This is a genomic window from Bradyrhizobium cosmicum (assembly GCF_007290395.2).
GTDB classification, from domain to species: domain Bacteria; phylum Pseudomonadota; class Alphaproteobacteria; order Rhizobiales; family Xanthobacteraceae; genus Bradyrhizobium; species Bradyrhizobium cosmicum.
This window is the reverse complement of record NZ_CP041656.2, coordinates 6,027,346-6,051,526: the sequence shown is the minus strand read 5'-3', so window position 1 is coordinate 6,051,526 and position 24,181 is coordinate 6,027,346. Positions and strand designations below refer to the sequence as shown.

General features: G+C 65.6%; 20 protein-coding genes. 10 read left to right on the top strand and 10 right to left on the bottom strand.

Annotation, left to right across the window (positions count from 1 at the left end):
• Window positions 1-30: 30 nt before the first annotated feature.
• Both FNV92_RS28915 and FNV92_RS28910 read right to left on the bottom strand, forming a co-directional pair.
• Complete coding sequence (locus FNV92_RS28915) at window positions 31-183, bottom strand: hypothetical protein (RefSeq protein WP_015688265.1); 153 nt, start codon at window positions 181-183, stop codon at window positions 31-33.
• Between the two features lie 146 nt (window positions 184-329).
• Window positions 330-878: a cupin domain-containing protein gene (locus FNV92_RS28910; RefSeq protein ID WP_015688264.1), complete on the bottom strand. Its 549-nt coding sequence runs from the start codon at window positions 876-878 to the stop codon at window positions 330-332.
• Window positions 879-1,027: 149 nt separating this feature from the next.
• Here FNV92_RS28910 and aptA point away from each other — a divergent pair, with 149 nt between their 5' ends.
• Together aptA and FNV92_RS28900 are read left to right on the top strand one after the other, a co-directional pair.
• On the top strand, window positions 1,028-2,356 hold the full coding sequence (gene aptA, locus FNV92_RS28905; RefSeq protein WP_015688263.1) for an omega-aminotransferase AptA: 1,329 nt from the start codon (window positions 1,028-1,030) through the stop codon (window positions 2,354-2,356).
• A gap of 70 nt (window positions 2,357-2,426) precedes the next feature.
• On the top strand, window positions 2,427-3,692 hold the full coding sequence (locus FNV92_RS28900) for a D-amino acid dehydrogenase (RefSeq protein WP_143843553.1): 1,266 nt from the start codon (window positions 2,427-2,429) through the stop codon (window positions 3,690-3,692).
• Window positions 3,693-3,794: 102 nt separating this feature from the next.
• Here FNV92_RS28900 and FNV92_RS28895 read toward each other — a convergent pair whose 3' ends face one another.
• Window positions 3,795-4,433 (bottom strand): helix-turn-helix domain-containing protein, encoded by a 639-nt coding sequence (locus tag FNV92_RS28895; protein WP_168213514.1) that lies wholly within the window; start codon window positions 4,431-4,433, stop codon window positions 3,795-3,797.
• Between the two features lie 180 nt (window positions 4,434-4,613).
• Between FNV92_RS28895 and FNV92_RS28890 the strand changes: the two genes are divergently transcribed.
• From FNV92_RS28890 to FNV92_RS28875, 4 genes are read left to right on the top strand one after another with little or no spacing between them, the layout of a single operon-like run.
• On the top strand, window positions 4,614-5,372 hold the full coding sequence (locus tag FNV92_RS28890) for an ABC transporter substrate-binding protein (protein WP_143843555.1): 759 nt from the start codon (window positions 4,614-4,616) through the stop codon (window positions 5,370-5,372).
• A 45-nt stretch (window positions 5,373-5,417) separates the two neighbouring features.
• On the top strand, window positions 5,418-6,071 hold the full coding sequence (locus tag FNV92_RS28885) for an amino acid ABC transporter permease (protein WP_143843556.1): 654 nt from the start codon (window positions 5,418-5,420) through the stop codon (window positions 6,069-6,071).
• Window positions 6,068-6,799 carry an amino acid ABC transporter ATP-binding protein gene (locus FNV92_RS28880; protein ID WP_143843557.1) on the top strand — a complete coding sequence of 244 codons (732 nt, stop codon included), beginning with the start codon at window positions 6,068-6,070 and terminating at the stop codon, window positions 6,797-6,799. The genes FNV92_RS28885 and FNV92_RS28880 overlap by 4 nt, the downstream gene beginning before the upstream one ends.
• Window positions 6,800-6,811: 12 nt before the next feature.
• Window positions 6,812-8,098, top strand: coding sequence for an NAD(P)/FAD-dependent oxidoreductase (locus FNV92_RS28875; protein WP_143843558.1), 1,287 nt, complete (start codon window positions 6,812-6,814; stop codon window positions 8,096-8,098).
• Window positions 8,099-8,188: 90 nt separating this feature from the next.
• Here the strand turns inward: FNV92_RS28875 and FNV92_RS28870 are convergent, their stop codons facing one another.
• Window positions 8,189-9,778, bottom strand: a complete 1,590-nt coding sequence (locus FNV92_RS28870; RefSeq protein ID WP_143843559.1) for a gamma-glutamyltransferase family protein — start codon at window positions 9,776-9,778, stop codon at window positions 8,189-8,191.
• Between the two features lie 89 nt (window positions 9,779-9,867).
• Here FNV92_RS28870 and FNV92_RS28865 point away from each other — a divergent pair, with 89 nt between their 5' ends.
• Window positions 9,868-10,641 carry an enoyl-CoA hydratase-related protein gene (locus FNV92_RS28865; protein ID WP_143843560.1) on the top strand — a complete coding sequence of 258 codons (774 nt, stop codon included), beginning with the start codon at window positions 9,868-9,870 and terminating at the stop codon, window positions 10,639-10,641.
• Window positions 10,642-10,663: 22 nt separating this feature from the next.
• On the opposite strand, the gene FNV92_RS28860 is transcribed toward FNV92_RS28865, so the two are convergent.
• The gene (locus FNV92_RS28860) at window positions 10,664-10,840 is read right to left on the bottom strand and encodes a hypothetical protein (protein WP_168213515.1); all 177 of its coding nucleotides are present in this window, start codon (window positions 10,838-10,840) and stop codon (window positions 10,664-10,666) included.
• A gap of 9 nt (window positions 10,841-10,849) precedes the next feature.
• On the bottom strand, window positions 10,850-11,083 hold the full coding sequence (locus FNV92_RS28855) for a DUF6894 family protein (RefSeq protein ID WP_015688253.1): 234 nt from the start codon (window positions 11,081-11,083) through the stop codon (window positions 10,850-10,852).
• A gap of 207 nt (window positions 11,084-11,290) precedes the next feature.
• On the opposite strand from FNV92_RS28855, the gene FNV92_RS28850 reads away from it, so the two are divergent.
• The 3 genes from FNV92_RS28850 (at window position 11,291) to FNV92_RS28840 (ending at window position 15,423) form a co-directional block, all read left to right on the top strand.
• On the top strand, window positions 11,291-13,366 hold the full coding sequence (locus FNV92_RS28850) for a PQQ-dependent sugar dehydrogenase (RefSeq protein WP_143843561.1): 2,076 nt from the start codon (window positions 11,291-11,293) through the stop codon (window positions 13,364-13,366).
• Complete coding sequence (locus tag FNV92_RS28845; protein ID WP_168213516.1) at window positions 13,323-14,264, top strand: SMP-30/gluconolactonase/LRE family protein; 942 nt, start codon at window positions 13,323-13,325, stop codon at window positions 14,262-14,264. The genes FNV92_RS28850 and FNV92_RS28845 overlap by 44 nt, the downstream gene beginning before the upstream one ends.
• Before the next feature lie 133 nt (window positions 14,265-14,397).
• Window positions 14,398-15,423, top strand: coding sequence for a histone deacetylase family protein (locus FNV92_RS28840; protein ID WP_143843563.1), 1,026 nt, complete (start codon window positions 14,398-14,400; stop codon window positions 15,421-15,423).
• Window positions 15,424-15,468: 45 nt separating this feature from the next.
• Here FNV92_RS28840 and FNV92_RS28835 read toward each other — a convergent pair whose 3' ends face one another.
• The 4 genes from FNV92_RS28835 to FNV92_RS28820 all read right to left on the bottom strand — a co-directional run bounded on the left by FNV92_RS28835 (window position 15,469) and on the right by FNV92_RS28820 (window position 24,151).
• On the bottom strand, window positions 15,469-16,449 hold the full coding sequence (locus FNV92_RS28835) for an LLM class flavin-dependent oxidoreductase (protein ID WP_143843564.1): 981 nt from the start codon (window positions 16,447-16,449) through the stop codon (window positions 15,469-15,471).
• Window positions 16,446-17,177: a 4'-phosphopantetheinyl transferase family protein gene (locus FNV92_RS28830; protein ID WP_143843565.1), complete on the bottom strand. Its 732-nt coding sequence runs from the start codon at window positions 17,175-17,177 to the stop codon at window positions 16,446-16,448. Before FNV92_RS28830 ends, FNV92_RS28835 begins: the two co-directional genes overlap by 4 nt.
• 217 nt (window positions 17,178-17,394) lie before the next feature.
• Window positions 17,395-17,562, bottom strand: a complete 168-nt coding sequence (locus tag FNV92_RS28825) for a hypothetical protein (RefSeq protein WP_015688246.1) — start codon at window positions 17,560-17,562, stop codon at window positions 17,395-17,397.
• Between the two features lie 139 nt (window positions 17,563-17,701).
• Window positions 17,702-24,151 carry a non-ribosomal peptide synthetase gene (locus FNV92_RS28820; protein ID WP_143843566.1) on the bottom strand — a complete coding sequence of 2,150 codons (6,450 nt, stop codon included), beginning with the start codon at window positions 24,149-24,151 and terminating at the stop codon, window positions 17,702-17,704.
• Window positions 24,152-24,181: the final 30 nt, after the last annotated feature.

Genomic DNA, 24,181 nt, shown 5'->3' with positions numbered 1-24,181 from the left:
GGCGAGACCGTCTCGCTCCGCCGCGTGCCGTCAATGCAGCTTCTTGCGGAGAGCCTTCAGCGCCTCGCGCTGCGTCTCGATATACTCGGCGATGACCTTGCGCAGCTCCCGTGAATGGAGCTTGTCGGTGTCGCGCAGCACTTCGTCGAGTGCGGCTTCAGCATTGGCGAGTGTGATCTTCATCTGCGAGCCTCGTTGCGAAGCGGCCCCGGAATGCCTCTCGGCTACGGCTCGCAACATATAGAGGTTTCGCGCGTGGAAATTGAGCTGCGTCAAGCTCCGTAAGACACCGGGGGACTCCGTAGGATCCCGGATAACGCGGACGAAATTCAAAACGTCGGCGGCGTGCAGGCCGAGATCACCTCGCACGGCTTGCCGCCGACGCAGCGGAAGCGATGCGGGCGGCGGCTCTCGAAATAATAGGCATCGCCGGGATTGAGGATGCGGCGTTCGTCCTCGACGGTGACTTCGAGCTTGCCGGAGATGACGATGCCGCCTTCCTCGCCGTCATGGACGAGGTGAACGCGCCCGGTGTCGCTGCCGGGCTCGTAGCGTTCCTTCAGGATCTGCAGGCTGCGGCCGAACAGATTGTCGCCGATCTGCCGGTACGAGATCGGCTTCTTGCCGACCTCGGTCAGCTCTTCGGAGCGGTAGAAGATCTTGCGGCGGCTCTCCGGCTCCAGGGCGAAGAACTCGGCGAGCCCCATCGGGATGCCGTCGAGGATGCGCTTGAGCGCGCCGACCGAGGGGTTCATCTGGTTGGATTCGATCAGCGAGATCGTCGAATTGGTGACGCCGGCGCGCTTGGCGAGTTCCCGCTGCGACAGCTTGTGGTGCGCCCGGATGAATCGCAGCCGTCCACCGATGTCGACGCTCATGCCCCTGGTCCCTGTTGCAGGTGTTGCGGATCGCGCAAATATGGACCTGCAGCCCCAGTTAAATCAATGGCTTGCAGCTTACCAGAAAAGGACTTGTTGCGGTTCCGAAGCCGTGCCTCTGCTGTCAGGTCAGCAAAGGAGCGTGGCCCGTGACCCTTCATCAGATTCCGAACACCATCAAGACCGACTCGTTCTGGATGCCATTCACGGCCAACCGGCAGTTCAAGAAGGCGCCGCGCCTGTTCTCTTCCGCCGAGGGCATGCATTACACCACTGTCGACGGCCGCAAGGTGATCGACGGCTCCGCTGGCCTCTGGTGCGTCAATGCCGGCCACGGCCGCAAGCAGATCGCCGCCGCGGTCGAGCGGCAGCTGATGACGCTGGACTTCGCACCGTCGTTCCAGATGGGTCATCCACTGGCATTCGATTTCGCCGAGCGCCTCGCCGAGATCGCGCCGAAGGGCCTCGACCGCATCTTCTTCACCAACTCCGGCTCCGAGTCGGTCGATACCGCGCTGAAGATCGCGCTCGCCTATCACCGCGCCAATGGCCAGGCGAGCCGCACCCGTTTGATCGGCCGCGAGCGCGGCTATCACGGCGTCGGCTTCGGCGGCACCTCGGTCGGCGGCATGGTCGCCAACCGCCGCGCCTTCACGACCCTGTTGCCGGGCGTCGACCACATCCGCCACACCCATGATCTCACCCGGAACGCCTTCGCCAAGGACCAGCCGGAGCATGGCGCCGAGCTCGCCGACGATCTCGAGCGTCTGGTGGCCCTGCACGGCGCCGAGACGATCGCCGCCGTCATCGTCGAGCCGGTGCCGGGCTCGACCGCGGTGCTGCCGCCGCCGAAGGGCTATCTCAACCGCCTGCGCGAGATCTGCGACAAGCACGGCATCCTCCTGATCTTCGACGAAGTCATCACCGGGTTCGGCCGCCTCGGCACGCCGTTCGCCGCCAATTTCTTCGGCGTCACGCCGGACCTGATGACGACGGCCAAGGGCATCACCAACGGCACCATTCCCTGCGGCGCGGTGTTCGCGCATCGCAAGGTGCACGACGCCATGATGATCGGCCCCGAGAACGTCATGGAGCTGTTCCACGGCTACACCTATTCGGCGCACCCGACCGCCTGCGCCGCCGGCATCGCGACGCTCGACATCTACAAGGACGAAGGCCTGCTCACGCGCGGTGCGTCGATCGCCGAATACTGGCGCGACGCGCTGCATTCGCTAAAGGGCCTGCCCAACGTCATCGACATCCGCAATTGCGGCTTGATGGGCGCGGTCGAGCTGTCGCCGCGCGACGGCGCGGTCGGTGCGCGCGGTTACGACGTGATGGTCGACTGCTTCAATCGCGGGCTCTACTTCCGCATGAGCGGCGATAGCTTCGCGCTGTCGCCGCCGCTCATCGTCGAGAAGAGCCACATCGACGACATCGTTTCGATCCTGGGTGATGCCATCAAGCGGGTGGCCTGATAATTGCTCTCGCCGTTGCGAGTTGTTTCCTTGCAGCGGCGAGCGTGATGCCGCGGGAGTTTGACGTAGCGTGAAAGTTCTGATCCTCGGCAGCGGTGTCATCGGCGTCACCTCTGCCTACTACCTCGCGCGTGCCGGCCATGAAGTGACGGTCGTCGACCGTCAGCCCGAGCCGGCACTGGAGACCTCTTTCGCCAATGCCGGCGAGGTGTCGCCCGGCTATTCCTCGCCCTGGGCCGGCCCCGGCGTGCCGGTGAAGGCGATCAAGTGGCTGCTGATGAAGCATGGCCCGCTGGTGATCCGGCCGAAGCTGGATCCCGTGATGTGGGTCTGGCTCACCAAAATGCTGCGCAATTGCACCAGCACGCGCTACGCGGTCAACAAGAGCCGGATGATCCCGATCGCGGAATACAGCCGCGATTGCCTGCGCGATCTGCGCCGCGACATCGGCATTCAATATGACGAGCGCGCGCAGGGCACGCTGCAGCTGTTCCGCTACCAGGCCCAGCTCGACGGCACCGGCGAAGACGTCGCCGTGCTCAAGCAGTATGGCGTGCCTTACGAGACGCTGAACCGCGAGGGTTGCATTGCAGTCGAGCCGGCGCTCGCCGCCGTGAAGGAGAAGTTCGTCGGCGGCCTTCGCCTGCCGCAGGACGAGACCGGCGACTGCCACATGTTCACGCAGGCGCTGGCCAAGCATGCCGAAGCGCTGGGCGTACGCTTCCTGCTCAACACCGGGATCGACCGCATCGTCACCGACGGCGCGCGTGTCACCGGTGTCGCGACCAGTGCGGGCGTGCTGCAGGCCGACGCCTACGTGCTCGCGCTCGGCAGCTATTCGTCGCAGATGGTCGCGCCGCTCGGCATCTCGCTGCCGGTCTATCCGGTGAAGGGCTATTCGATCACGGTGCCGATCAAGGACGCCTCGGGCGCGCCGGAATCGACCGTGATGGACGAGAGCTACAAGGTCGCGATCACCCGCCTCGGCAATCGCATCCGCGTCGGCGGCACCGCCGAAATCTCCGGCTTCTCGACCAAGCTCTACGACGCCCGCCGCGCCACGCTCGATCACTCGCTGACCGATCTGTTCCCGCGCGGCGGCGATCTTGCCAAGGCGACGTTCTGGAGCGGCCTGCGTCCGATGACGCCGGACGGCCCGCCCGTGATCGGCGCGACCAAGTACGCCAATCTCCACCTCAACACCGGCCACGGCACGCTCGGCTGGACCATGTCCTGCGGCTCCGGCCGGGTGCTCGCGGATTTGCTGTCAGGCAAGAAGCCGGATGTCGATGTCAGTGCGCTGACGGTGGATCGGTATCAGCACCGGTTTGGCTAAGACTCCATCCCTCGTCATTGCGAGGAGCGCAGCGACGAAGCAATCCAGACTATCTCCGCGGAGGGATTCTGGATTGCTTCGCTGCGCTCGCAATGACGGGAGCTACCCCGCCCCCGTCACGCAATTCACCCACAGCACCACGGCCTTCGCATCCTCAGCCGGATTGGAAAACCGGTGCGGCCGCCGGCTCGCGAAGCGAAAACTGTCGCCCGTCTTCAGCGACCACGTCTCGCTGTCCACCGTCAGCATCATCTCGCCGTCGAGCACGAGGCCGGCCTCCTCGCCGTCATGGGTGTAGAGCTCGTCGCCGGTGGAGCCGCCGGGCTCCAGGTGCACAAGGAACAAATTGAGCTTATTGTCGGCGCTGGCCGGGCTCAGCAATTGCTTCGAGACGCCGGTGCGCCATAGCTTCAATTCCGGCCGCTGCAGCCCGCGCGTTACCACCTGATCGGATGCTCCGTCGGCGCTCGGGCTCGCGCCGAACAGCGCGGCGATGCCGACGCCGAGCACGTCGGCGAGCGTTGCCAGCACGCGCAGCGATGGTGACGACAGGCCGCGCTCGATCTGGCTGAGGAAGCCGATCGACAGTTCGGTGCGCGCGGCGACCGTCTCCAGCGAGAATTGCCTGACCCGCCTGAGATCGCGGATGCGGCGGCCGACTGCGACGTCCATTGCCGGCTCCGCCGGCTTCGCGCTAGCCTTCGTCGTCTTCACCGCTTTCGCGGCGGCCGGTTTGCGCATTCTTTTGCCACCGCTCACGTCAAACCGCTTCCTTCATGTGCATGAAAACCGCTTGCATCGCCCGCGAAAGTGTGACCAAATTTTCATATTGGTGAAAATAGGCCGAAACGGCTCGGCCCGCAATGTCTGCGATCACGACATTTGCGAGCGCCGCATCGGCCGGACCCAAAGGGGAATGCGATGAAGCGTTTTGGTTTGGCCGCGGTCGCGGCGCTCGCGATTTCGGCCGCTATGCCGGCTTCGGCGCAGCAGGTGCTGAAGGTCGGCTCGACGCCGACGGGCATTCCCTTCACCTTCCTCGACACCAAGACCAATACGATCCAGGGCATCATGGTCGATCTCGTGACTGAAGTGGGCAAGGATGCCGGCTTCAACGTTCAGATCGAACCGATGCAGTTCTCGGCGCTGATCCCGTCACTGACCTCGAGCAAGATCGACATCATCGCCGCCGCGATGTTCATCACCGCGCCGCGCAAGGAAGTCGTCGACTTCTCCGATCCGATCTACACCTATGGCGAAGGCCTCGTGGTGCCGAAGACCGACACCAAGGCCTATGCGACGCAGGACGATCTGAAGGGCGAAACGGTCGGCGCCCAGGTCGGCACCGCCTTCGTCGATGCGTTGAAGAAGTCCGGCCTGTTCGCGGACGTGAAGGCGTACGACACCATTCCCGACATCCTGCGCGACGTGAACACCGGCCGCCTCAAGGCCGGCTACGCCGACTATCCGATCCTCGCCTACAATCTGAAGCAGGGCGGTTTCCCCGAGGTGCGTCTCGTCGACGGTTACAAGCCCGTCACCGTCGGCTCGGTCGGCATCGGCGTGCGCAAGGGCGAAAGCGCACTGCTCGGCAAGATCAACGCGTCGCTGGCCAAGCTCAAGGCCAACGGCACCATCGACAAGATCCTCGACAAATGGGGCCTGAAGGCACAGGGCTGATCCTCAAGGGCCGATCGATGAAGGGTCTTTAGTGAAGGCTTGCCGATGAAAGGCTTCTGGCACGACGCCGTCGAGTTCTTTCCGATCCTGATGAGCGGCGTCGCACTGACGATCGTCGTCACCATCGGCTCGCTGCTGCTCTCGACGGTGCTCGGCCTGGTCTGGGCGATGATGCGGGTCTCCGGCATCAAGGCGCTGTCGCTGCTCAGCGCCAGCCTGATCAACGTGATCCGCGGCATCCCGATCATCGTGCTGCTGTTCTATCTGTACTTCGTGATGCCAGATCTCGGCGTCACGCTGTCCGCGTTGCAGGCGGCGATCCTCGGGCTCGGCATCGCCTATTCGGCCTACCAGGCGGAGAACTTCCGCGCTGGCATCGAGGCGATTGACAAGGGGCAGATCGAGGCGGCGCAGTCGATCGGCATGGGCTGGTGGCTGACCATGCGCCGCGTGGTGCTGCCGCAGGCGGTGCGGATCGTGCTTCCTCCCTACGGCAACGTCATGATCATGATGCTGAAGGATTCTTCGCAGGCCTCGACCATCACGGTCGCGGAGCTCGCGCTGCAAGGCAAGCTGATCGCGTCCTCGACCTTCAAGAACACCAACGTGTTCACGATGGTGGCGCTGATGTATCTCACCATGAGCATCCCGCTGATCCTGCTGGTTCGTCATTTCGAGAAGCGGGCCGGCAAGAAATGATCGAGCTCAACGACGTCCACAAGAGCTTCGGCCAGAACGAGGTGCTCAAGGGCATCACGGCGTCGGTCCAGAAGGGCGAGGTGGTCTGCGTCATCGGCCCGTCCGGCTCGGGCAAGTCGACGATCCTGCGCTGCATCAACGGGCTCGAAAGCTACGACCGCGGCGAGATCAGTATCGAAGGCCTCAAGGTCGATCGCGATGCCTCGTCGATCGTGAAGGTTCGCACCCAGGTCTCGATGGTGTTCCAGCGCTTCAACCTGTTCCCGCATCGGACAGTGCTCGAAAACGTCATCGAGGGGCCGCTCTACGTCAAGAAGGAAGCCCGCGCGCAGGCGCTTGAGCGTGGCCGCGCGCTGCTTGCGCAGGTGGGCCTCGCCGAGAAGGCCGATGCGCATCCGCCGCAGCTCTCCGGCGGCCAGCAGCAGCGCGTCGCGATTGCGCGGGCGCTGGCGATGCAGCCCAAGGCGATCCTGTTCGACGAGCCGACCTCGGCGCTCGATCCCGAGCTCGTCGGCGACGTCCTCGGTGTCATGCGCAAGCTCGCTGACGACGGCATGACCATGGTGGTCGTCACCCACGAGATGGGCTTTGCCCGTGACGTTGCCGACCGCGTGCTGTTCATCGACGGCGGCGTCATCGTCGAGCAGGGGCCGGCCAAGGCGCTGCTCAACCAACCACAGCATCCGCGCACGCAGGATTTCCTGCGCCGCGTGCTGCATCCGCTCTGATCGGTCCTCGCCATGACTGCGCGCCTGCCTCTGCCACCCTCCCTCTATGCCGACACGGCCGTCGCCCCGGTCGCCACGCCGCCGCTCGATGTCGACAAGACCGTCTCCGTCGCGATTGTCGGCGGCGGCTACACTGGCCTGTCCACGGCACTGCATCTGGCGGAGCAGGGTGTCGAGGCCCTCGTGCTGGAGGCGCAGGAGCCAGGCTGGGGCGCATCGGGCAACAATGGCGGCCACACCAATCCCGGCTTGAAGCACGATCCCGACCAGATCGAAGCAGATTTCGGCGCCGAACTCGGCCGCCGCATGATCGACTTCGCCTACGGCACCACGAACTTCACGCACGATCTGATCCGCCGCTACCAGATCCCGTGCGAGGCGCGGCAGAACGGCACGCTGCGCACGGCGTATAACGAGGCCAGCGCCGCTGCGATCGAGGCGACCGCGAAGCAGTGCATCCGTCGCGGCATGCCCGTGACCTATCTGAACCGCGAGCAGCTGCGTGAGATGACCGGCACCGACCGCTATATCGGCGGTATGCTGGACAGCCGCGGCGGCGATCTGCACCCGCTCAGCTACGCGCGCGGCCTCGCGCGCGCTGCGATCTCGGCAGGGGCGAAGGTGCACGGCGAAACGCCGGCGCTGTCGCTCCGTCGCGACGGCAGTCGCTGGCGCATCGAGACGCCGCGCGCGATCGTGCATGCGGACAAGGTGCTGCTTGCCACCAACGGTTTCACCGACGACCTCTGGCCCGCGCTCCGCCGCACCATCGTGCCGGTGTTCTCGTCGATCGCCGCCACCGCGCCGCTCTCGGACGAGGTTGCCCGTTCGATCATGCCGACGCGCCCCGTGCTCTACGAAAGCGGCCACATCACCGTCTATTACCGCATCGACCAGCATAACCGGCTCTTGATGGGCGGCCGCGGCCCGATGCGCTGGATCAGCGCGCCGAACGATGTCGCCTATCTCATGCGCTATGCCGAGCGGCTATGGCCGCAGCTCAAGGGCGTCGCTTGGACCCATGGCTGGAACAGCCGGCTCGCGATCACCGGGGATCATTACCCGCATGTGCACGAGCCCGCGGAGGGCGTCCTGATCTCGCTCGGCTGCAATGGCCGCGGCGTCGCGCTCTCGACCGCGATGGGCGCCCAGCTCGCGCGCCGGCTGATCGGCGGCGCCAGGGCCGAGATCGACATGCCCGTCACCGGCATCAAGCCGATCCCGATGCATGCGTTCTGGCCCGTTGGCGTGACGACCGCCGTGATCGCGGGGCGTGTCAGGGACCGGCTGGGGATCTGAAGCGGATAGATTTACTGTTGCTGTAACGCAAGTGCGCTCCCTCTCCCGCTTGCGGGAGAGGTTAAGGAGCCCGCGGCTGACCGAGTCTGCTCAGCCTTCCGCCACCGCATCGGCCCAGGGCTGGAAGATTTCGACAGCGCCGGAATTGACGTCACCCTCGCGCATCACCACGCTCGGGCAGGCGAATTTCTGCGGCAAGGCCTGCACCTGGGTCTCCTCGTAGTCGAAGCGCGCGGCGAGCGCCTTGCGGGCGTCCGCCGGCAGTCGGGCGTCGCCGATCACGATCGCGCCTTCGCTGGCGTCGATGCGCGGCTGGTGGATGGCGGCATCCAGGTCCATGCCGAAATCCATCACGAACGACGCGAGCTGCATCACCGACGGCAGGATGCGGCGGCCGCCGGACGCACCGATCGCGAGGCGTTTGCCATCCCTGGCCTCGGCGATGACAGGGGTGTAGTTCGTGAGGCAGCGCTTGCCGGGGGCGAGCGAGTTGGTGGTGCCGGGCGTCGGATCGAACCACATGATGCCGTTGTTCATGGCAATGCCGGTGTGCGGCGTCACGTATTTCGAGCCGAAGGACGACAGTAGCGTCTGCGTCACCGCTGCGATGTTGCCGTCGCGGTCGACCACGGAGAAATGCGTGGTGCAGGCCGGCGCGAGATACTCCGCGCCGAGCGAGCGCTTGCCGGCGGCATCGCCCATGTCCTTGAGCCGTTCGGCATAGGCAGCTTGCAGGGCGAGCGCATATTCGCCATAGGCGGCCGCATCGGGCGCGCCTGCCGGTTTCAGATTCTCCTGCAGCAGGCGCAGCGCATGCGCCAGCGTCGGTCCGGCCGTGAGTTCCGGCGTCGCGATGACCTTGCCGCCACGATAGGGGATTGCCAGCGGCTCGCGCGGATGGGCGCGGAATGCGGCGAGATCCTCCACCGAGAGCGAGCCGCCGTCGGCCTTGATGTCCGAGGCGATGCTCTTGGCGAGATCGCCCTGGTAGAAATCGCGCGGGCCGGCTTCGGCAAGATGCGACAGCGTCGCCTTCAGATTGTCCAGCCGCAGCCGCGTCTCGGATTTGATGCCCCATGGCGCGCTCGGCGGCAGGCCGTCCTTCAGGAACGTGGCTGCGCTTCCTGGGTAGCGCCTGAGATCGGCGGCCGAGTTCGCGATCGTCAGCGTGGTCCACCAATCGACCAGCATGCCTTCGCCCGCGAGCGCGACGGACGGCGCGACCAGATCCTTCCACGGCAGCTTCGCGTGGTGGCGATGCGCCTCCTCCATGCCGGCGACGACGCCGGGCACGGCGACCGCGCCGGGGCCGTGGATGTTGCGATCGTCCTTCACCCGCGGCCACGGGAAGAGATCGGAGGCAGCGCCCTCGCCGCTGAGGGGGTAGTCGGCGGTGCGCAGGCTTTGCGGCGCACACATGCCGTAGTCGATCACCTCGTAGCGATTTTCCTTGGCGCGGTAGAGCACCATCGCACCGCCGCCGCCGATACCGCTGTTCCAGGGCTCCAGCACGTTCAGCGCGAAGGTGGTCGCGACGATCGCATCCACGCAGTCGCCGCCCGCCGCCAGCACTTGCGCTCCCACTTCGGCCGCCCTGCGCGATTGCGCGGCGACGATGCCGCCCTTGGACGTGACGGCGGGTTTGCGAACGGTTTGGGCGAGGCTGAACTGATGAGGCATGATGTCGTCTTGTCTGTTGTCTTGGTTGGCGGAGCGCGCGGACAATGGCACATTGCGGCAAACGAGAACAATCCAAAGGGAGAAGCGACATGGCAGGTGTGAAACAGGCGCGGGATGGCGCGGTCGGGATATTGACGCTGGACGAGCCGGCGAGCCTGAACGCGATGACCCCGGACCTGCTCGGCGCGCTCGCCGCTGCGGTTGCCGGGATGACGCGGGACGAAAGCGTTCGCGCCCTGGTCCTCACCGGCGCCGGGCGCGGCTTCTGCTCAGGACAGAATTTGAAGGCATCCGAGGCGCTCGGCGAGGACATCGCCGCCGGCGTGATGCGGTTCTACTGGCCGGCCTTCAGGGCGCTGCGCGAATGCCGCGTACCGGTCGTCGTTGCCGTCAACGGCGTCGCGGCCGGCGGCGGCTTCAGCCTTGCGATGGCCGGCGATATCATTGTTGCGGCGCGGTCCGCGAGCTTCATCCAGGTATTCAGCCGTATCGCGCTGGTGCCGGATCTCGGCTCGACCTGGCTGCTGCCGCGCCTGATCGGCCGGCAGCGGGCGCTCGAGCTGATGCTGCTGAACGAGCCGCTGACGGCCGAGCGCGCCCAGGAGATCGGCCTGGTGCGGCAGGTCGTCGATGATGCGAAGCTGATGGAGGAGGCGATGACGCTGGCGCGCCGCCTGGCGGAGGGGCCGACGCGCGCTTTGGTCGCGACCCGCGCGCTGATCGAGGAGAGCGAGCATGCGACCTACGAGGCGCAATTCCGCCGCGAGATCGAGCTTCAGGCCACGATCCGCAGGAGCGCCGATGCCGTCGAAGGCCGCAACGCCTTCGTCGAGAAGCGCAAGGCGAAATTCACGGGCAAATAGGGGAGGGGGTGGCGGACGGCGCTCAGCGCGTGCGGTCGAGCCGGCTGGCCTGATACTTGGCGTGCCATTTCGGGCCGGGCCCGCGCATGTAGTGAAGCTCGGGGCGGTAAGGGTTGCCGGCAATCCGCACCAGCTTCTGCCATTTGGTGGCGATGAAGCTCAGGGGCTGGCAGAGCAGGGTCAGTGAAGCGAACAGCACGGCATCACCTCAATGCGGCTTGCCGAGCATGGCGGTGAAGGGGAGATCGAAAATCTCCTCGCCGTCAGAGCCGCTGACATGAATCACCCAGTCGCGCCAGTCCTCGGTGCCGGGCGTCTGGATCATCGAGCTCATGATCTGGGCGGCACGGTCGCGCGCCTCGGTCAGGCTGGTTACCGCGGTGCCGCTGCGATCGATCAGCGTGCCGTCGGTATTGGAGCAGTGAAAATAGACCTGAACCATATTCGTCTCCTGTAGGGAGCGATCGGGATGGCAGACCGATACCATCCGAAGCATGCGCGAAACATTCGGGTCGAGCCCGGTAAGGGAATGTACGGATATTGGTCGGCACCAAGGTCGTTACAGGTTTAATCACAGGCGGGTGATGGCCAACTGGACGGCGTTCCCTCGACATGGAACAAGTCTGCACGGAAAGTTTGGGAGGCTGCCGTGCATCACCTCACATTCTGGCGCGAATGCCGCTACAAGCGCCTGTTTGTCGCTGTAGCCACTGGGGTGCTGCTCAGCGTTGCAACGGGAGCCTCCTCCGAACCGGTGAGGAAAAGCGGCTACGCGATCGGCGCGGAGATCTGCGGCAGCGGCGATCTCGCCTTTCCCAAACTCCAGATCGACATGAAGGCGGGATTTTGCGCCGGCCTCGTCGCCAGCGAGGAAGATCACCTCAAGTTTCCGCGTTCGATCGTCCAGGTGCCGGGCCGTGAGCTGTTCGTCGTAGCCGACATGGGCGGCTGGGGCCACACCGATGGCAGGCTGCTGCTGCTCGATCCGCATGCGCCCCAAGGGCAGAGATTCAAGGAACTGCTGACCGGCATCGAATATCCGTTCGGTCTGGTGATCGGTCCGGACAGGAAGCTCTATGCCTCGACCGCCGAGACGATTTTCCGGTTCGACCCGCTCGCGGACAATCCGCGCGGCACGGTCGAGACCATCATCCGTCACATGCCCGGGCGCCGGATCCGGCTGCCTGACGGCACTAGGCTCGACGAGAGCGCGCATCCGCTGAAGCAGTTCGTCTTCGACAGGAACGGGCGGCTGTTCGTCAACATCGGCTCGCACAGCGACGATTGCATCACGCCGGCGCCGATCACGCGGCCTTGCGCGGCCGCCGAAGGCGGTGCCGCGATGGCGTCGATCTGGCTGTTCACGCCGCCCGCGGGCGGCGTCTTTCCATCGTTGAAGCTGAGCGATCCGGATCCGCCTCATCTGGTTTACGCGCGCGGCTTGCGCAATTCGATGGCGCTGGCGCTGCATCCGAACTTTCCCGATGCCGGCTACGCCTTCCTGCAAGGCGAGAACGGCCGCGACCTGCCTGATATCTTCAAGCCGAACGAGGAGATCAACGCGATCGAGCAGGGCAAGCATTATGGCTGGCCCTATTGCTATGATCTGTCGACGCCGAGCCCCGAATTCAGAACCGTGCTGCAGTCCGGCGTCTACAAGTCGCTGTGCACGGCCAACGCGCTCTACAGGCGACCGCTCTCACTGATGCCGCCGCACGGCGCCCCGCTCGCGATGCTGTATTATCACGGCGCCAAATTCCCGGAGCTGGAGGGCAGGCTGCTGGTCGGCCTGCACGGCTATCGCCCGACCGGCAGCCGCGTCCTCGTCTACGACGTCGACGACCACGGCTTCCCCAAGCCGAGCCCTCCGCCGGTGCGCTATCGCGTCAGCTGCGCAGCCGATCCGACCCGCAGCTTCCAGACCGACGCGGGGGAGGTTGCCGCAGCGCCGTTCGAGGAGCTGATCGCCGGCTGGCACCGCGTCAACGGCGCGCGGCCGCAGGGCGCACCGGTCGGCATGACGGTTGCGGAGGACGGCGCGATCTGGCTGGTGGAGGACAAGAACCAGACCGTGATCCGGATCGATCGCGCCGCGGAGGACCCGCCGCCGCCGCTGCCCTGCGATACCCGCAGCCAGGCGGTGATCGACCAGCTCGCAGCCTTCGTCGCCAGGGACGCGCAGAACCGGATTCGGCTGACCACGCTGCGCAAGGGCCTCGTCGAGAAGCACTGCCTCGGCTGTCATTCGGATTTTGGTCTGAAGCCGGGACAGTCGGACGCGGAGAAGGACGCAATGGTTCTCCGCTTCATGCTGGCGCAGGACGGCTGGATCTACCCCGGCGATCCCAACTCGGGCAGGCTGCGCACGCGGCTGCGCGGGATCGGCGCGGAGAAGCTGATGCCGCCGGGCGGCGAGACATTGCCGAAGACCGAACCCGGCTATGCCGGCTTGCTCGATACCGCCGACATGCTCGTTGCGAGAATGGTCCCCGGCACGCGGATGTGGATCAAGGCAGGACCGCCGCAGCGCAAGTTCTTCAGCAGAACCAACAAGGAATGCGGCGAAATACCGGCCTCCAAGGTCGTCGTCGTGACACAAAGGAGCGCTGTAGACAAACCCGGCTTCAGCCGATTCTTCCGGCCGGCCGATCCCTATTTGAATGGCGAGTGCAGCGACGACGATGGCTATTACATCCGGCAGGAATTTCTGGTGCCTGTGCAGTAGCGTTTGTCTCATTCTCGCGGTCTCGTCGGCCCGCGCGGAAACGAAACTGTTCGAAAGCGTGCAGGTCACGCCCGCCAGCGAATACACCTTCGGCATCGAAGGGCCCGCCGCCGATCTCGATGGCAATCTCTTCGTCGTGAACTTCGGCAAGCCCGGCACTATCGGCAGGCTGCCGGCGGGCGGCGCGGCCTCGGAGCCGTTCACGGCACTTCCTGAGGGCAGCGTCGGCAACGCGATCCGTTTCGATCGAAGCGGCGCGATGTTCATCGCCGACTACAAGAAGCATAACATCTTCATCATCCCGAAGGGCGCAACCGAGCCCTCGGTCTGGTTTCATTCCGACGAGATGAACCAGCCCAACGACATCACCATCGCGCGCGACGGCACGATCTATGCGAGCGATCCGAACTGGAAGGGTCGCGAAGGCCACATCTGGCGGATCGCGAGAGCCGCCGACGGTTCGGTGCAGGGGCAGGTGATGTCCGCGCCGCGCGCGATGGGCACCACCAACGGCATCGATCTCAGCCCCGACGGCAAGACGCTTTATGTCGGGGAATCCAGCAGCGGCCAGATCTGGTCTTATGCGATCAACGGCAACGAGCTCACAGGCGCAAAGCTGATCAAGACGTTCCAGCCCGACACCGTCGACGGACTGCGCACCGACGTCGCCGGCCGTCTCTATATCGCTCGCATCCTCAAGGGTACGATCGCGTTGATGAAGCCGAATGGCGCAGTGGAGCGCGAGATCGCGCTGAGGGGCAAGGAGCCGACCAACCTCGCGTTCGGCGGCAGCGACGGCAAGACCGTTTTCGTCACCCAGCGCCAGGGCGGCTTCATCGAGTCTTTCCGCACCGATCAGCAGGGCCGCGAGCACTGCCTCCTGCGCGGGCGCTGCTGACCATCAGAGGCGGTCTGCCTCCGGCGCAGGACAGCGCGGCAGGGACGGCATTCTTCTTGCTTGCATCTCGCCGCCGCAGGGATTTAGACATCTGTGGGCACCGTTAGAGAGCACGTGACCACGGAGTGTTTGAGTGAAAGCCGTCCATACTGAGCTGCATCGCAGCCACGATCCGCAATTCTTCCTGGTTCGCGGTGTCGTCAAGCGCACCACCGAACAGCCCGAGCGCGCCGATCGCCTGCTGAAGGGGTTGAAGGACGGCAAGCATCAACTGGTCGAGCCCACGACATTCGGGCAGGGGCCGCGTGCGCGCATTCACAGCCCGGAATACCTGTCGTTCCTGAGCGAAGCCTGGGACGCCTGGACGGCGCTCGGCGATTCCGGGCCGGAGATGATCGGCAACATCCATCCCGTGCGCCACGCCGCGACCTACCCCACCCACATCGTCGGCAAGCTCGGCTGGCACACCGCCGACACCGCAGCACCGATCGGTCCCGGCACCTGGGCCGCGGTATGTGCGGCCACCGATGTCGCAACCACGGCGGCGCAAATGGTGATGGACGGCGAAGACGCCGTCTATGCGCTCTGCCGTCCGCCCGGCCATCACGCCTATCGCGACATGGCCGGCGGCTTCTGCTTTCTCAACAACAGCGCGATCGCCGCCGCACATCTGCGGCTCAAACACGAGCGCGTCGTGATCCTTGATGTCGACGTCCATCACGGCAACGGCACGCAGGGCATTTTCTACGCGCGCCCCGACGTCTACACCGTCTCGATCCATGCCGATCCCGTCGCGTATTACCCTTATGTGTGGGGCTACGCGCATGAGCGCGGCGAGGGGCCGGGCCTCGGCACCAATCTCAATATCCCCCTGGCGATCGGCACCGGCGATGACGGTTACATCCAGGCCATGGATGTCGCACGCAAGGCGATCGAGTCCTTTGCTCCCGGCGCCCTCGTCATCGCACTTGGTCTGGACGCCTCCGAGCACGATCCGCTGAAGGGCCTCGCCGTCACCACGCCCGGCTTCCGCCGCATCGGCCAGGCCATCGCGAAACTGGGCCTGCCGACCGTGTTCGTGCAGGAGGGCGGCTATCTCTCGGATATCCTTGGGGCGAACCTGACCTCGGTGCTGGCGGGATTCGAAGAGGCGCGGTGAGGCGAGCTCTCCACCTCGCCCCGCTTGCTGGGAGAGGCGAAGAGTTCAGAACATCCCGCTTGTCGCGAGCGCCTTGCAGACATGCTGCATCTCGAACTCGTCCGCCACCATGTCGAGCATGATCGTGGTGAGACCTTTCGCTGCAAACGCCTTCAGCTTGACGCCGATTTCGGCATAGCTGCCGACGAGGTAGGGGCAGTCGGCCTGGAAGGTGAGGAACGGCAATAGCCAGTAGCCGTTGTCGGCGAGCTCGCCGCTCTGGCCGTCGTAGAGGCGCCGCTTCCACACGGAGTCGCTGTTCTCCACGGTGAGTGCGAGCAGTTCGCGATCGTCGGGGTTGTCGCGGAAGCGCGCCTTGGCCGCCTGCCGCGCCTCCTCACGGCTCTCGCGTGCGAAGATGCCGAAATTTATTCCGGGCGCATCCAGCCCGCGGTCGAGATCGGGCGGCAGCATCTGCATCTTGATGCAGCCCGTCTCCTTCGCCACGCGCTGCGCTGCGTCCGATTGACCGGCGATCAGGAATTCCGGCATCAGCTCCGCCGGCAGGCGCGGGCGAAGCTGCAGATTGTGCGCACGGTAGAACCGGCCCTCGAAATTCACCGGCCGCGGGCTCGTCAGCAACTGGCGCATCAGCTCGACGAACTCGCCGAGCCTGACATAGCGGTCTGCATGCGATTGCTCGTCGCCCAGTCCCTGCAGATCACTGACCGCGGTCCCCGTGATCATGTTGAGATAGACTTTGCGGCCGTGGAGCTGGGCAAGCGACGAGACGAACTTCGCGGCCGTGAACGGGTGCATGTAGACCGGGTTGACCGCGATCAGCGGCGAGCTTCGCGTCGTCGCAGCCATGATGTGCTGAGCCATTGCCCAGGGCTCGACGAACACGTCGTTGCCCTCGAACAGCAGGATGCCTTCAAAGCCGTTGCGGTCGGCGAACTGCGCCACCCGCGTTAGCTCTCCGACATATTTGCTGGCATCGCGGTTGCGCGAAATCGCGGGAAAGACGCGCAGCCGCGGGGGCTTCATTCAGCCGCTTCCTGGAGCGGCCAGGGATTGCGGGTGATGGGAAGGCCGCCGTCGGCGCGGGAGCCGTCGGCGATCGCGAGACGATGCGACGGCGACGGCGAGCACAGCGAGAAGCGCCAACCCTGGGGATCGTCGGTGATGTCGGGCTTGAAGCTGATCTCGATGGCATCCCGCGACACCTGCATCGCGAAGGCGTCGAGCGGCAGATTGAGCCCAAAACCCCTGGCCTTCAGGTAGGCCTCCTTGAGCGTCCAGTAGTCGAAGAAGCGCTCGATCGCAGCGGGCTCCGGCAGTCCGCGCAAGGCTTCGACCTCCTCCGGCGCAAAGAAGCGAAGCGCGGTCGACAGCGGCGCGACCCGCCGCGACACGGTTTCGACGTCGATGCCGACAGCCTCATGCTGCGACACGACGCAGGCAACGCAGCCGTCGGCATGGGACAGGCTGAAATGCAGCGCGGCCGATGTTGCGGGCGCTGCGACGAACGGTCGCCCGTAGCGGCCGGCGGCAAAGGACCAGTCGGACGGCGCGACGTTGGGCGCGACCCTGGACAGCGCCAGGCGCAGCATCGCGTGGGCGAAGATATACTGCCGCCGATGCCGCTCGAACATGAAGCGGTCGGCACGGACCCTTTCGTCGACCGAGAGCAAACGTCGGCACGCGTCGACTGCGCCCGGCGCGTCAAAGGTCTCGATCAGTCCGACAAACAGTTCAATTCTATCGTTTGCCATCAAAAGGGCCCATGGCGTCAGGCGGCGGAGGCAAAACTCCGGCTGACAGAAGAATCAACTGAGCAAGAAGCAACTGAGCGAACGCTTCTAGCGATCCACCCGGGCAAATTCTTGTCGATTGCTTGACGGTTTACGGACGCAAGCTTGTGCGAGCCCCCCAGCTCGGCTGGCGTGCGACCGTTGTCCGAAGATTCGTGCGGCGTCTCGCCGACTAATCTTACTTTTTCTTCTTGGCCTTCTTCGACCCGCCCAGCACCGAAAGGCTGGCATCGACATCCTTGAGCGCGGATTGCAGCTTCTTCTTCTCGGCGGCGAGCAGCTTCTGCAGCGCCTTGCGGTCCTTGTCGCTCAACGAGGTACCTTTGGTAAATTTGATGAAACCCATAACACTCCCCCGGTTGAAATAATCGTCCAAATCAAAACGCGAGAATAATCTTGCGCGCTGGAGCCGAAGAATCAAGATGCAACTTGATCATTCACAGCTTTGGCGAGTGAACTCCTATTCGCTCGTTTTGTACAGCGGATCATGCCGCCCTGCGAGCGACCAACCGGCCGAGCGGCGTGTTGGGTTGGGCGATGGCCCTCCCGAGCAGCGCGACGAGATCCGCCATCCACTCGCCGACCATGCGGCCATCGAACGACTCCCTCTTGTAGTTGCATGAGCCGGTAATTCCGGTCGGCCGCTCCTTGAGCATCAACGACAGCCAGGTCTGGTCGATCGGTAGCACCGGCTGGCCCTCGCGCGCGATGTTTCCGATCGATTGCACTGCAATCTCCGGCAACTCGAGCGGCTGGCGTAGTGGATTTTGCAGCGTGAAATAGACCTGGAGCAGCGAGGACGGGGCGATTCCCTCCTGCTCGAGATGCTCGGCCAGGATATTGAAGGGCAGTTCCTGCCGCGCATGCGCGTCGAGCACGCTCTGGCGTACCCGGGCAAGGGCTTCCGCGAACGACAACTCCGGCGTGATTCGCGTGCGGACGATGACCGTGTTCTCGAACGGGCCGACGATCCTGTCGGTATCCGGCTGCGCGCGATTGGCCATGGCGGTGGCGATCGAGATGTCGTTACGGCCGGTTCTTGCCACCAGCAGGGCCTTCAGGCCGGTGAGGAGGCACATGAAGAGCGTGCAATTGTGCTGGCCGGCAAAGGCGGTGAGCCGGCCAATCAACTCGCGCTCGAGGTTGACTGGATGATATCCGGTGGACGCGCCGGGGCTGGCTTCGCCGTCGAAGACGGGCGCGGCGCCGCGTAGATTCTCCGCCCAGTCCGCGGCCTGGCGGCGGGCTGCGTCGGTGCCGCACCACCAGCGCTGCCAGCGCGCGATGTCCGCAAAGGCCAGCGGCAGTTTCGGCAGCGGCACGGACGGACGTCCGGCCAGCGCCGCATAGCGGTTCGACAACTCCTCGAACAGCACGCCGATCGACCAGCCGTCGGCAATGGCATGATGCAGCGTCAGCACCAGCACGTGGTCGTCGGCATGAAGCCGCAACAGCCGTGCCCGCAACAGCGGCGGCCGCGCGGTGTCGAACGGAGCATAGGTCTCCTGCTGGATCAGGAGATCGATCTTCCTGAGCTCGAGCGCTCTGCGCCGCTTGTTATTGTGCGGATGCCCGTCGCCGATGACCTCGACGGTGAGGACCGGTCCGAGCTCGCTGGGTGTGGCGACGCGGCTGACGGGCTCCTCGCCGTTCCAGCCGAATCCCGTCCGTAGCGATTCGTGGCGGCGCACGATGTCGCCGAACGCCTGCGCGAGGGTGGCCGGATCGAGCGGACCCTCGAGCCGGAAGGCGAAAGGCAAGTTGAACAGGGGCAGCCCGGGCAGGTTCTGCTCGATCCTTATCATCTGGTCCTGCGCGAAAGAGAGCGTCGGCCGGCCGCTTTCGGCCAGCCGCGGCACGGTTGTCGTGAGCCCGCGCGGCTTCGCCGTCACGGCTTCGTCGACCCGTCGGGCCAGCTCTTCGATCGTCGGCGCCTCGAAGATGGTCTTGATCGGCAGCGACACGCCGAGTGCTCGGGCGATGCGCGCCATCACCTGGCCCGCCAGCAGCGAATGGCCGCCGAGATCGAAGAAATTGTCGGTGACGCCGAGGCTCTCGACCTTCAGCAGGTCGATCCATATGTCGGAGAGCACCTTTTCGGTGAAGCCTCGTGCCGAAACGGCGGTGTCCGGCGCGGAGACGTCCTGCTGCGGCGGCGCGAGCAGCGCCGATCGGTCGATCTTGCCATGGGCATTGAGCGGCATCTGATCCAGGAACAGGAAAGCGGACGGGATGGCGTAACCCGGCAGCCGGCTCTTCAGGAATTCGCGCAACTCGCTGGCGCTGCTCCGGCTGCCGGACCTTGCGACGATATGGGCGATCAGCCTGACATCGCCGCTTGCCTCGCGGCGCGGCTCGACGATAACGGCCCGCACGCCCGGATGGTCGGCAAGCGCGTTCTCGATCTCCTTGAGCTCAATACGGTAGCCGCGGATCTTGATCTGATGGTCGGCGCGGCCGAGGCATTCGATCGTGCCGTCGGCGAGGCGGCGGGCTAGGTCGCCGGTCCGGTACAGGCGCGCGCCGGCCTTGCGTCCGAATGGATCGGGAATGAAGCGCTGCCGGTGTTGCGCGGGATCGTTGATATAGCCGCGGCCGACGCCGGCGCCGCCGACGCAGAGCTCGCCGGTCACACCGACCGGCAGCGGCTGAAGGTTCTGGTCGAGCACGTAGAGCTGGGTGTTGGGCAGCGGCGCGCCGACCGGGACGTTGGCCGTCGTCGTCGCCGGCGCCTTGGTCAGGCGGTGCAGCGACACGTCGTCGGAACATTCCGACGCGCCATAGGCGTTGATCAACGGCACCTTCGGGCAGCGGGCGAACCATGCACGGCAGAGATCGACCGGCAGCGGCTCGCCGGTCGAGATCAGCAGCCGCAACCCTGCAAAGGCGCGCTGGACCTGCGCTTCGTCCATGCGATCGAGGATCACGCGCAGCAGCGAGGGGACGATCTCGAGCACGGTGATTCCTTCGCGCTCGATCTCCCGAGCAAGCAGGATCGGGTCCTGCACCGTCGCGTTGCCGCAGATATGGACGCGCGCACCGACCATGGGACCGGCGAGGAACTGCCAGACCGAAATCACGAAGGTCTGCGGCGCGGTCTGCGCGATCACGTCCCTGGCCGAGAGGTCAAGCTCGGCAATGAGCGACGCCAGATGGTTCGACAGTCCGCGCTGCTCGATCATGACGCCCTTCGGCGCGCCGGACGAGCCGGACGTATAGACGAGATAGGCAAGGCTCGAAGCAGCGCGGCGCGCCGCACGCGCTGGCTTGGCCGATCCGGGCGGCGTAACCGCATCGTCGATCTCGGCCACATGGATGCGCTCGACCAGCGGTTCGAGCAGCGCTTCGACCTTCTTGGGTGACTGCGCCCGTCCGGTCAGCAGCATGCGGGCGCAGCTCGATCCGAGGATGGTCGCGAGCCGTGCCGGCGGCTGGTCGGGATCGAGGTTCAGGAAGGCCGCGCCCGCGCGCTGCACCCCGATCATCGTTGCGAGCAGATCGGGTCCACGGTCTGCCAGCAGGGCGACGACGCTCTCGGCGCCGATGCCCTCGCGGGCCAGCCAGCGGGCCGCCGCCTGGCTGCGACGGGCGAGCTCGCGATAGGTCAGGGATGTGTGTCCGTCCGACACCGCGATCGCATTCGGTCTCTTCCTCGCCTGGCGGTCGAATCGTTCGCCGAGATTGCCGTCTTTGGTGAAATCGGCCGGAGCGCCGTAGCCTTGCGCCAGCAACTTCCGGCGTTCGGTCTCGGTCAGCAGCGGCAGGCGCGAGATGCGCTGCTCGGGATTGGCGACGACGGCCCTGAGCAGCGTCTTGAACTGCGCCGCCATGGCTTCGATCGTCGCCGCGTCGAACAGATCGGTGGCGTATTCGAAGAAGCCGGTGAAGCGGCCGTCGGCCTCGACCAGTTCGAGCGTGATGTCGAAGCGCGCGACCCTCGGGTCCACTTCCAGCCGCCGTGCCGACAGGCCGGGGAAACGGGCCGCCTCGATCGAGGCGTTCTGGAGAATGAACATGATCCGGAACAGCGGATTGCCGTCGCTCCGGCGCGCGACCTGCAACGCGCGCAGCACCTCCTCGATCGGCAGGTCCTGGTTGCGGTAAGCGTCCAGCGTCACCTGACGTACCCGCCGCAGCACTTCGCCAAAGCTCGGATCGCCGCCGAAATCGTTGCGCAGGATCAGGGTGTTGGCGAACAGCCCGATCAGGCGTTCGCTCTCGATCTGGTTGCGGTTGGCGATCAGCGATCCGGTCGCGACGTCCTCGTGCCCGGTGTGCCGGAACAGCAGGCACTGGAAGGCCGCAAGCAGCGTCATGAAAGGCGTGACGCCCTGGTCCTGGCTCAGCGCGCGCAGATCGGCCGACAGTGCCTTGGAGAATTCGAGATAGTGACGGGCGCCGTGGCCGCTCCAGACCTCCGGCCGCGGCCGGTCGGTTCGCAGCGGGAGCGTGGTGACGCCGTCGAGTTGCGCCCGCCAGTAGTCGAGTTGTTCCTTCGCCGCTTCTGTCTGCGCCCAGCTCTGCTGCCAGAGCGCAAAGTCGCGATACTGGAAGGCAGGCAAGGGCAACGCCGCCGCACTCGTCTTGCGCGCGGCGGCATAATGGGCGGCGAGCTCCTCCCAGAACAGGCGCTGCGACCAGCCGTCGGTGACGAGGTGGTGGACGTTGACAACCAGCGCGTGGCTGGATTTTTCGAGTGACAGCAGCGTGACCTTCAGCGGCGGCTCCTTCGCCAGATCGAACGGATATTGCGCAAGCTCGAGCGCCGCGCGCCTGATCGCCGCTTCCCGCTTGTCCGCGGGGCAGGGCTTCAGCTTGATCCGCTCGAACTGCGGCGGCGACTGCAGCACACGCTGCGTCGGCTCGCCGTGGCGTTCGACGAAGACCGAGCGCAGCGCCTCGTGGCGCGCGCAGATCGTCGTCAGACTCGCCTGGAGCGCGGAGACGTCGACCAGGCCTTTGAGGACGGCGACTTCGACGACGTTGTAGTTATAGCGCGTCTTGTCGAGCCGCGAGAGCAGGTACATTCGCTGCTGCTGGAACGACAGCGGCGCCTCCGGTGCCGCCGCCTGACGCCATGCCGGCAGCATCGTTTCGCGATGCGTTGTCGCGGTCTCGATCCGGGCCGCAAGCGCGGAGACCGTGGCGCAATCAAAGATGTCTTCGAACGAGAAGTCGACGTTGAAGCGTTCGCGCAGGCGCGAACGCATCTGGGTCGCCGCGAGCGAATCGGCACCGAGCGCAAACACGTCCTGGTCGACGCCGACCCGCGGCAGCTCCAGCAGGCCGGCCCAGATTTCCGCGAGCTGGGTCTCCAGCGCGGTGCGCGGCAGCCGCGCCTCGTCGCCATCCTCGGCCCTTGCGATCAGATCGACCAGTGCATTGCGCTTGACCTTGCCGCTGGCGCCCTTCGGCAGCGCCGCCACGGCGCGGATCAGGCTCGGCACCTTGTAGGCCGCGAGGCGCTTGCGCGCGAACTGGCGCAACTGGTCCGAGCTCGTCTCGGAATTCGGCCGCAGCACCACGACGGCGGCGACGTTCTCGCCGAGCTTTGGGTGCGGGACGGCAAACACGCCGGCCTCGAGCACCGCCGGATGGCTCAGCAGGACCTCTTCGACCTCCAGCGGTGAGATCTTCTGGCCGCCGCGGTTGATGACGTCCTTGATACGGCCCACGATGTAAAGATAGCCGTCGGCATCGAGGTAACCGAGATCGCCGGTCCGGAACCAGCCGCCGCGAAATGCGGCCTGCGTCGCAGCGTCGTCGTTGTAATAGCCGCGCGTCATGTTCGGTCCGCGCAGCATGATCTCGCCATGCTCGCCGCTCGCAAGCGCCCGGCCTGTCTCGTCCATGATCGCGATTTCGGGGCCCGCGGCGCGGCCGACCGATCCGACCTTGCGCAGCTCGAATGGATTGGCGGCGATCTGCGAGGCCGCCTCGGTCATGCCGTAGGTCTCGAGCACGGGGACGCCAAACACGGCCTCGAGCCCGCTCAGGATCGCAGGCGCGAGCGAGGACGAGGCCGAGCGGATCACGCGCAGCGACGAGGACCGGGCGCGATCCGGGTCGGCTTCCGCCGCCGTCAGCAGCGCGCGATGAATGGTCGGCACCGCCGTGTACCAGGTCGGCTGCAGCTCTCGCATCCATCCGAAGAAGGACGATGCATCGAACCCGTTGGTGCAGATCACGCTGGAGCCCGCGGCCAGTGCCGTCAGCAGGCCGGAGATCAGACCATGGGCGTGAAACAGCGGCAGGACGTTGAGCAGGCGATCATGGGGAGCCAGCGACAGCCCGCGGCCCGCATTGTGAGCGGACAGGCACACATTGCGCTGGGTCAGTGGTACCATCTTCGGCCGCGCCGCGGTGCCCGACGTCAGCAGGATGAAGGCGTCATCGTCGCCCCGCGAGGCGCCGTGGGCGTTTGCCGGACCAACCGTCGGTCCGGTCAATGTGCATGTGCCGAGATGATCGTCCGGCCCCGGCACGAAATCGATCACCGCGATATCCAGCGCCCTGGCGACGTCGCGACTCGTCGAGTTCATATCGGCGCGGGTGACCAGCCCCCTCAGCTTCAATTCGCTGAAATAGCGTTGCAGCTCGTCTGCAGTCAGATCGGGATTGACGGGGACACAGGCACAGGCCGATGCGACGGCGATCAGCGCAAGCGCACTGTCGGCGCCGCGCGGCAGTGCGACCGCAATCCGGTCGGCCGGGGTGATGCCAAGCCCGCGCAAGGTGCGGACCAAATGCCGGATCAGCTTGTCCAGCTCGCCGTAGGTGAGAGCCGGCCGCCCCGGTGCGAGGAGCGCGGGCGCCGCCGGCGTCTTCCGCCCATGGAAGTCGAGAAGGCCGCTGATATGGGCAAAAGTCCCGGTTTCGGCGCCTCTGCCGTCCGATTCCCCACCCGCTCCGGATGCAATGTCCGACAATGCCATTCCCTTTTGATCTGATTGAGCTATTCTTCC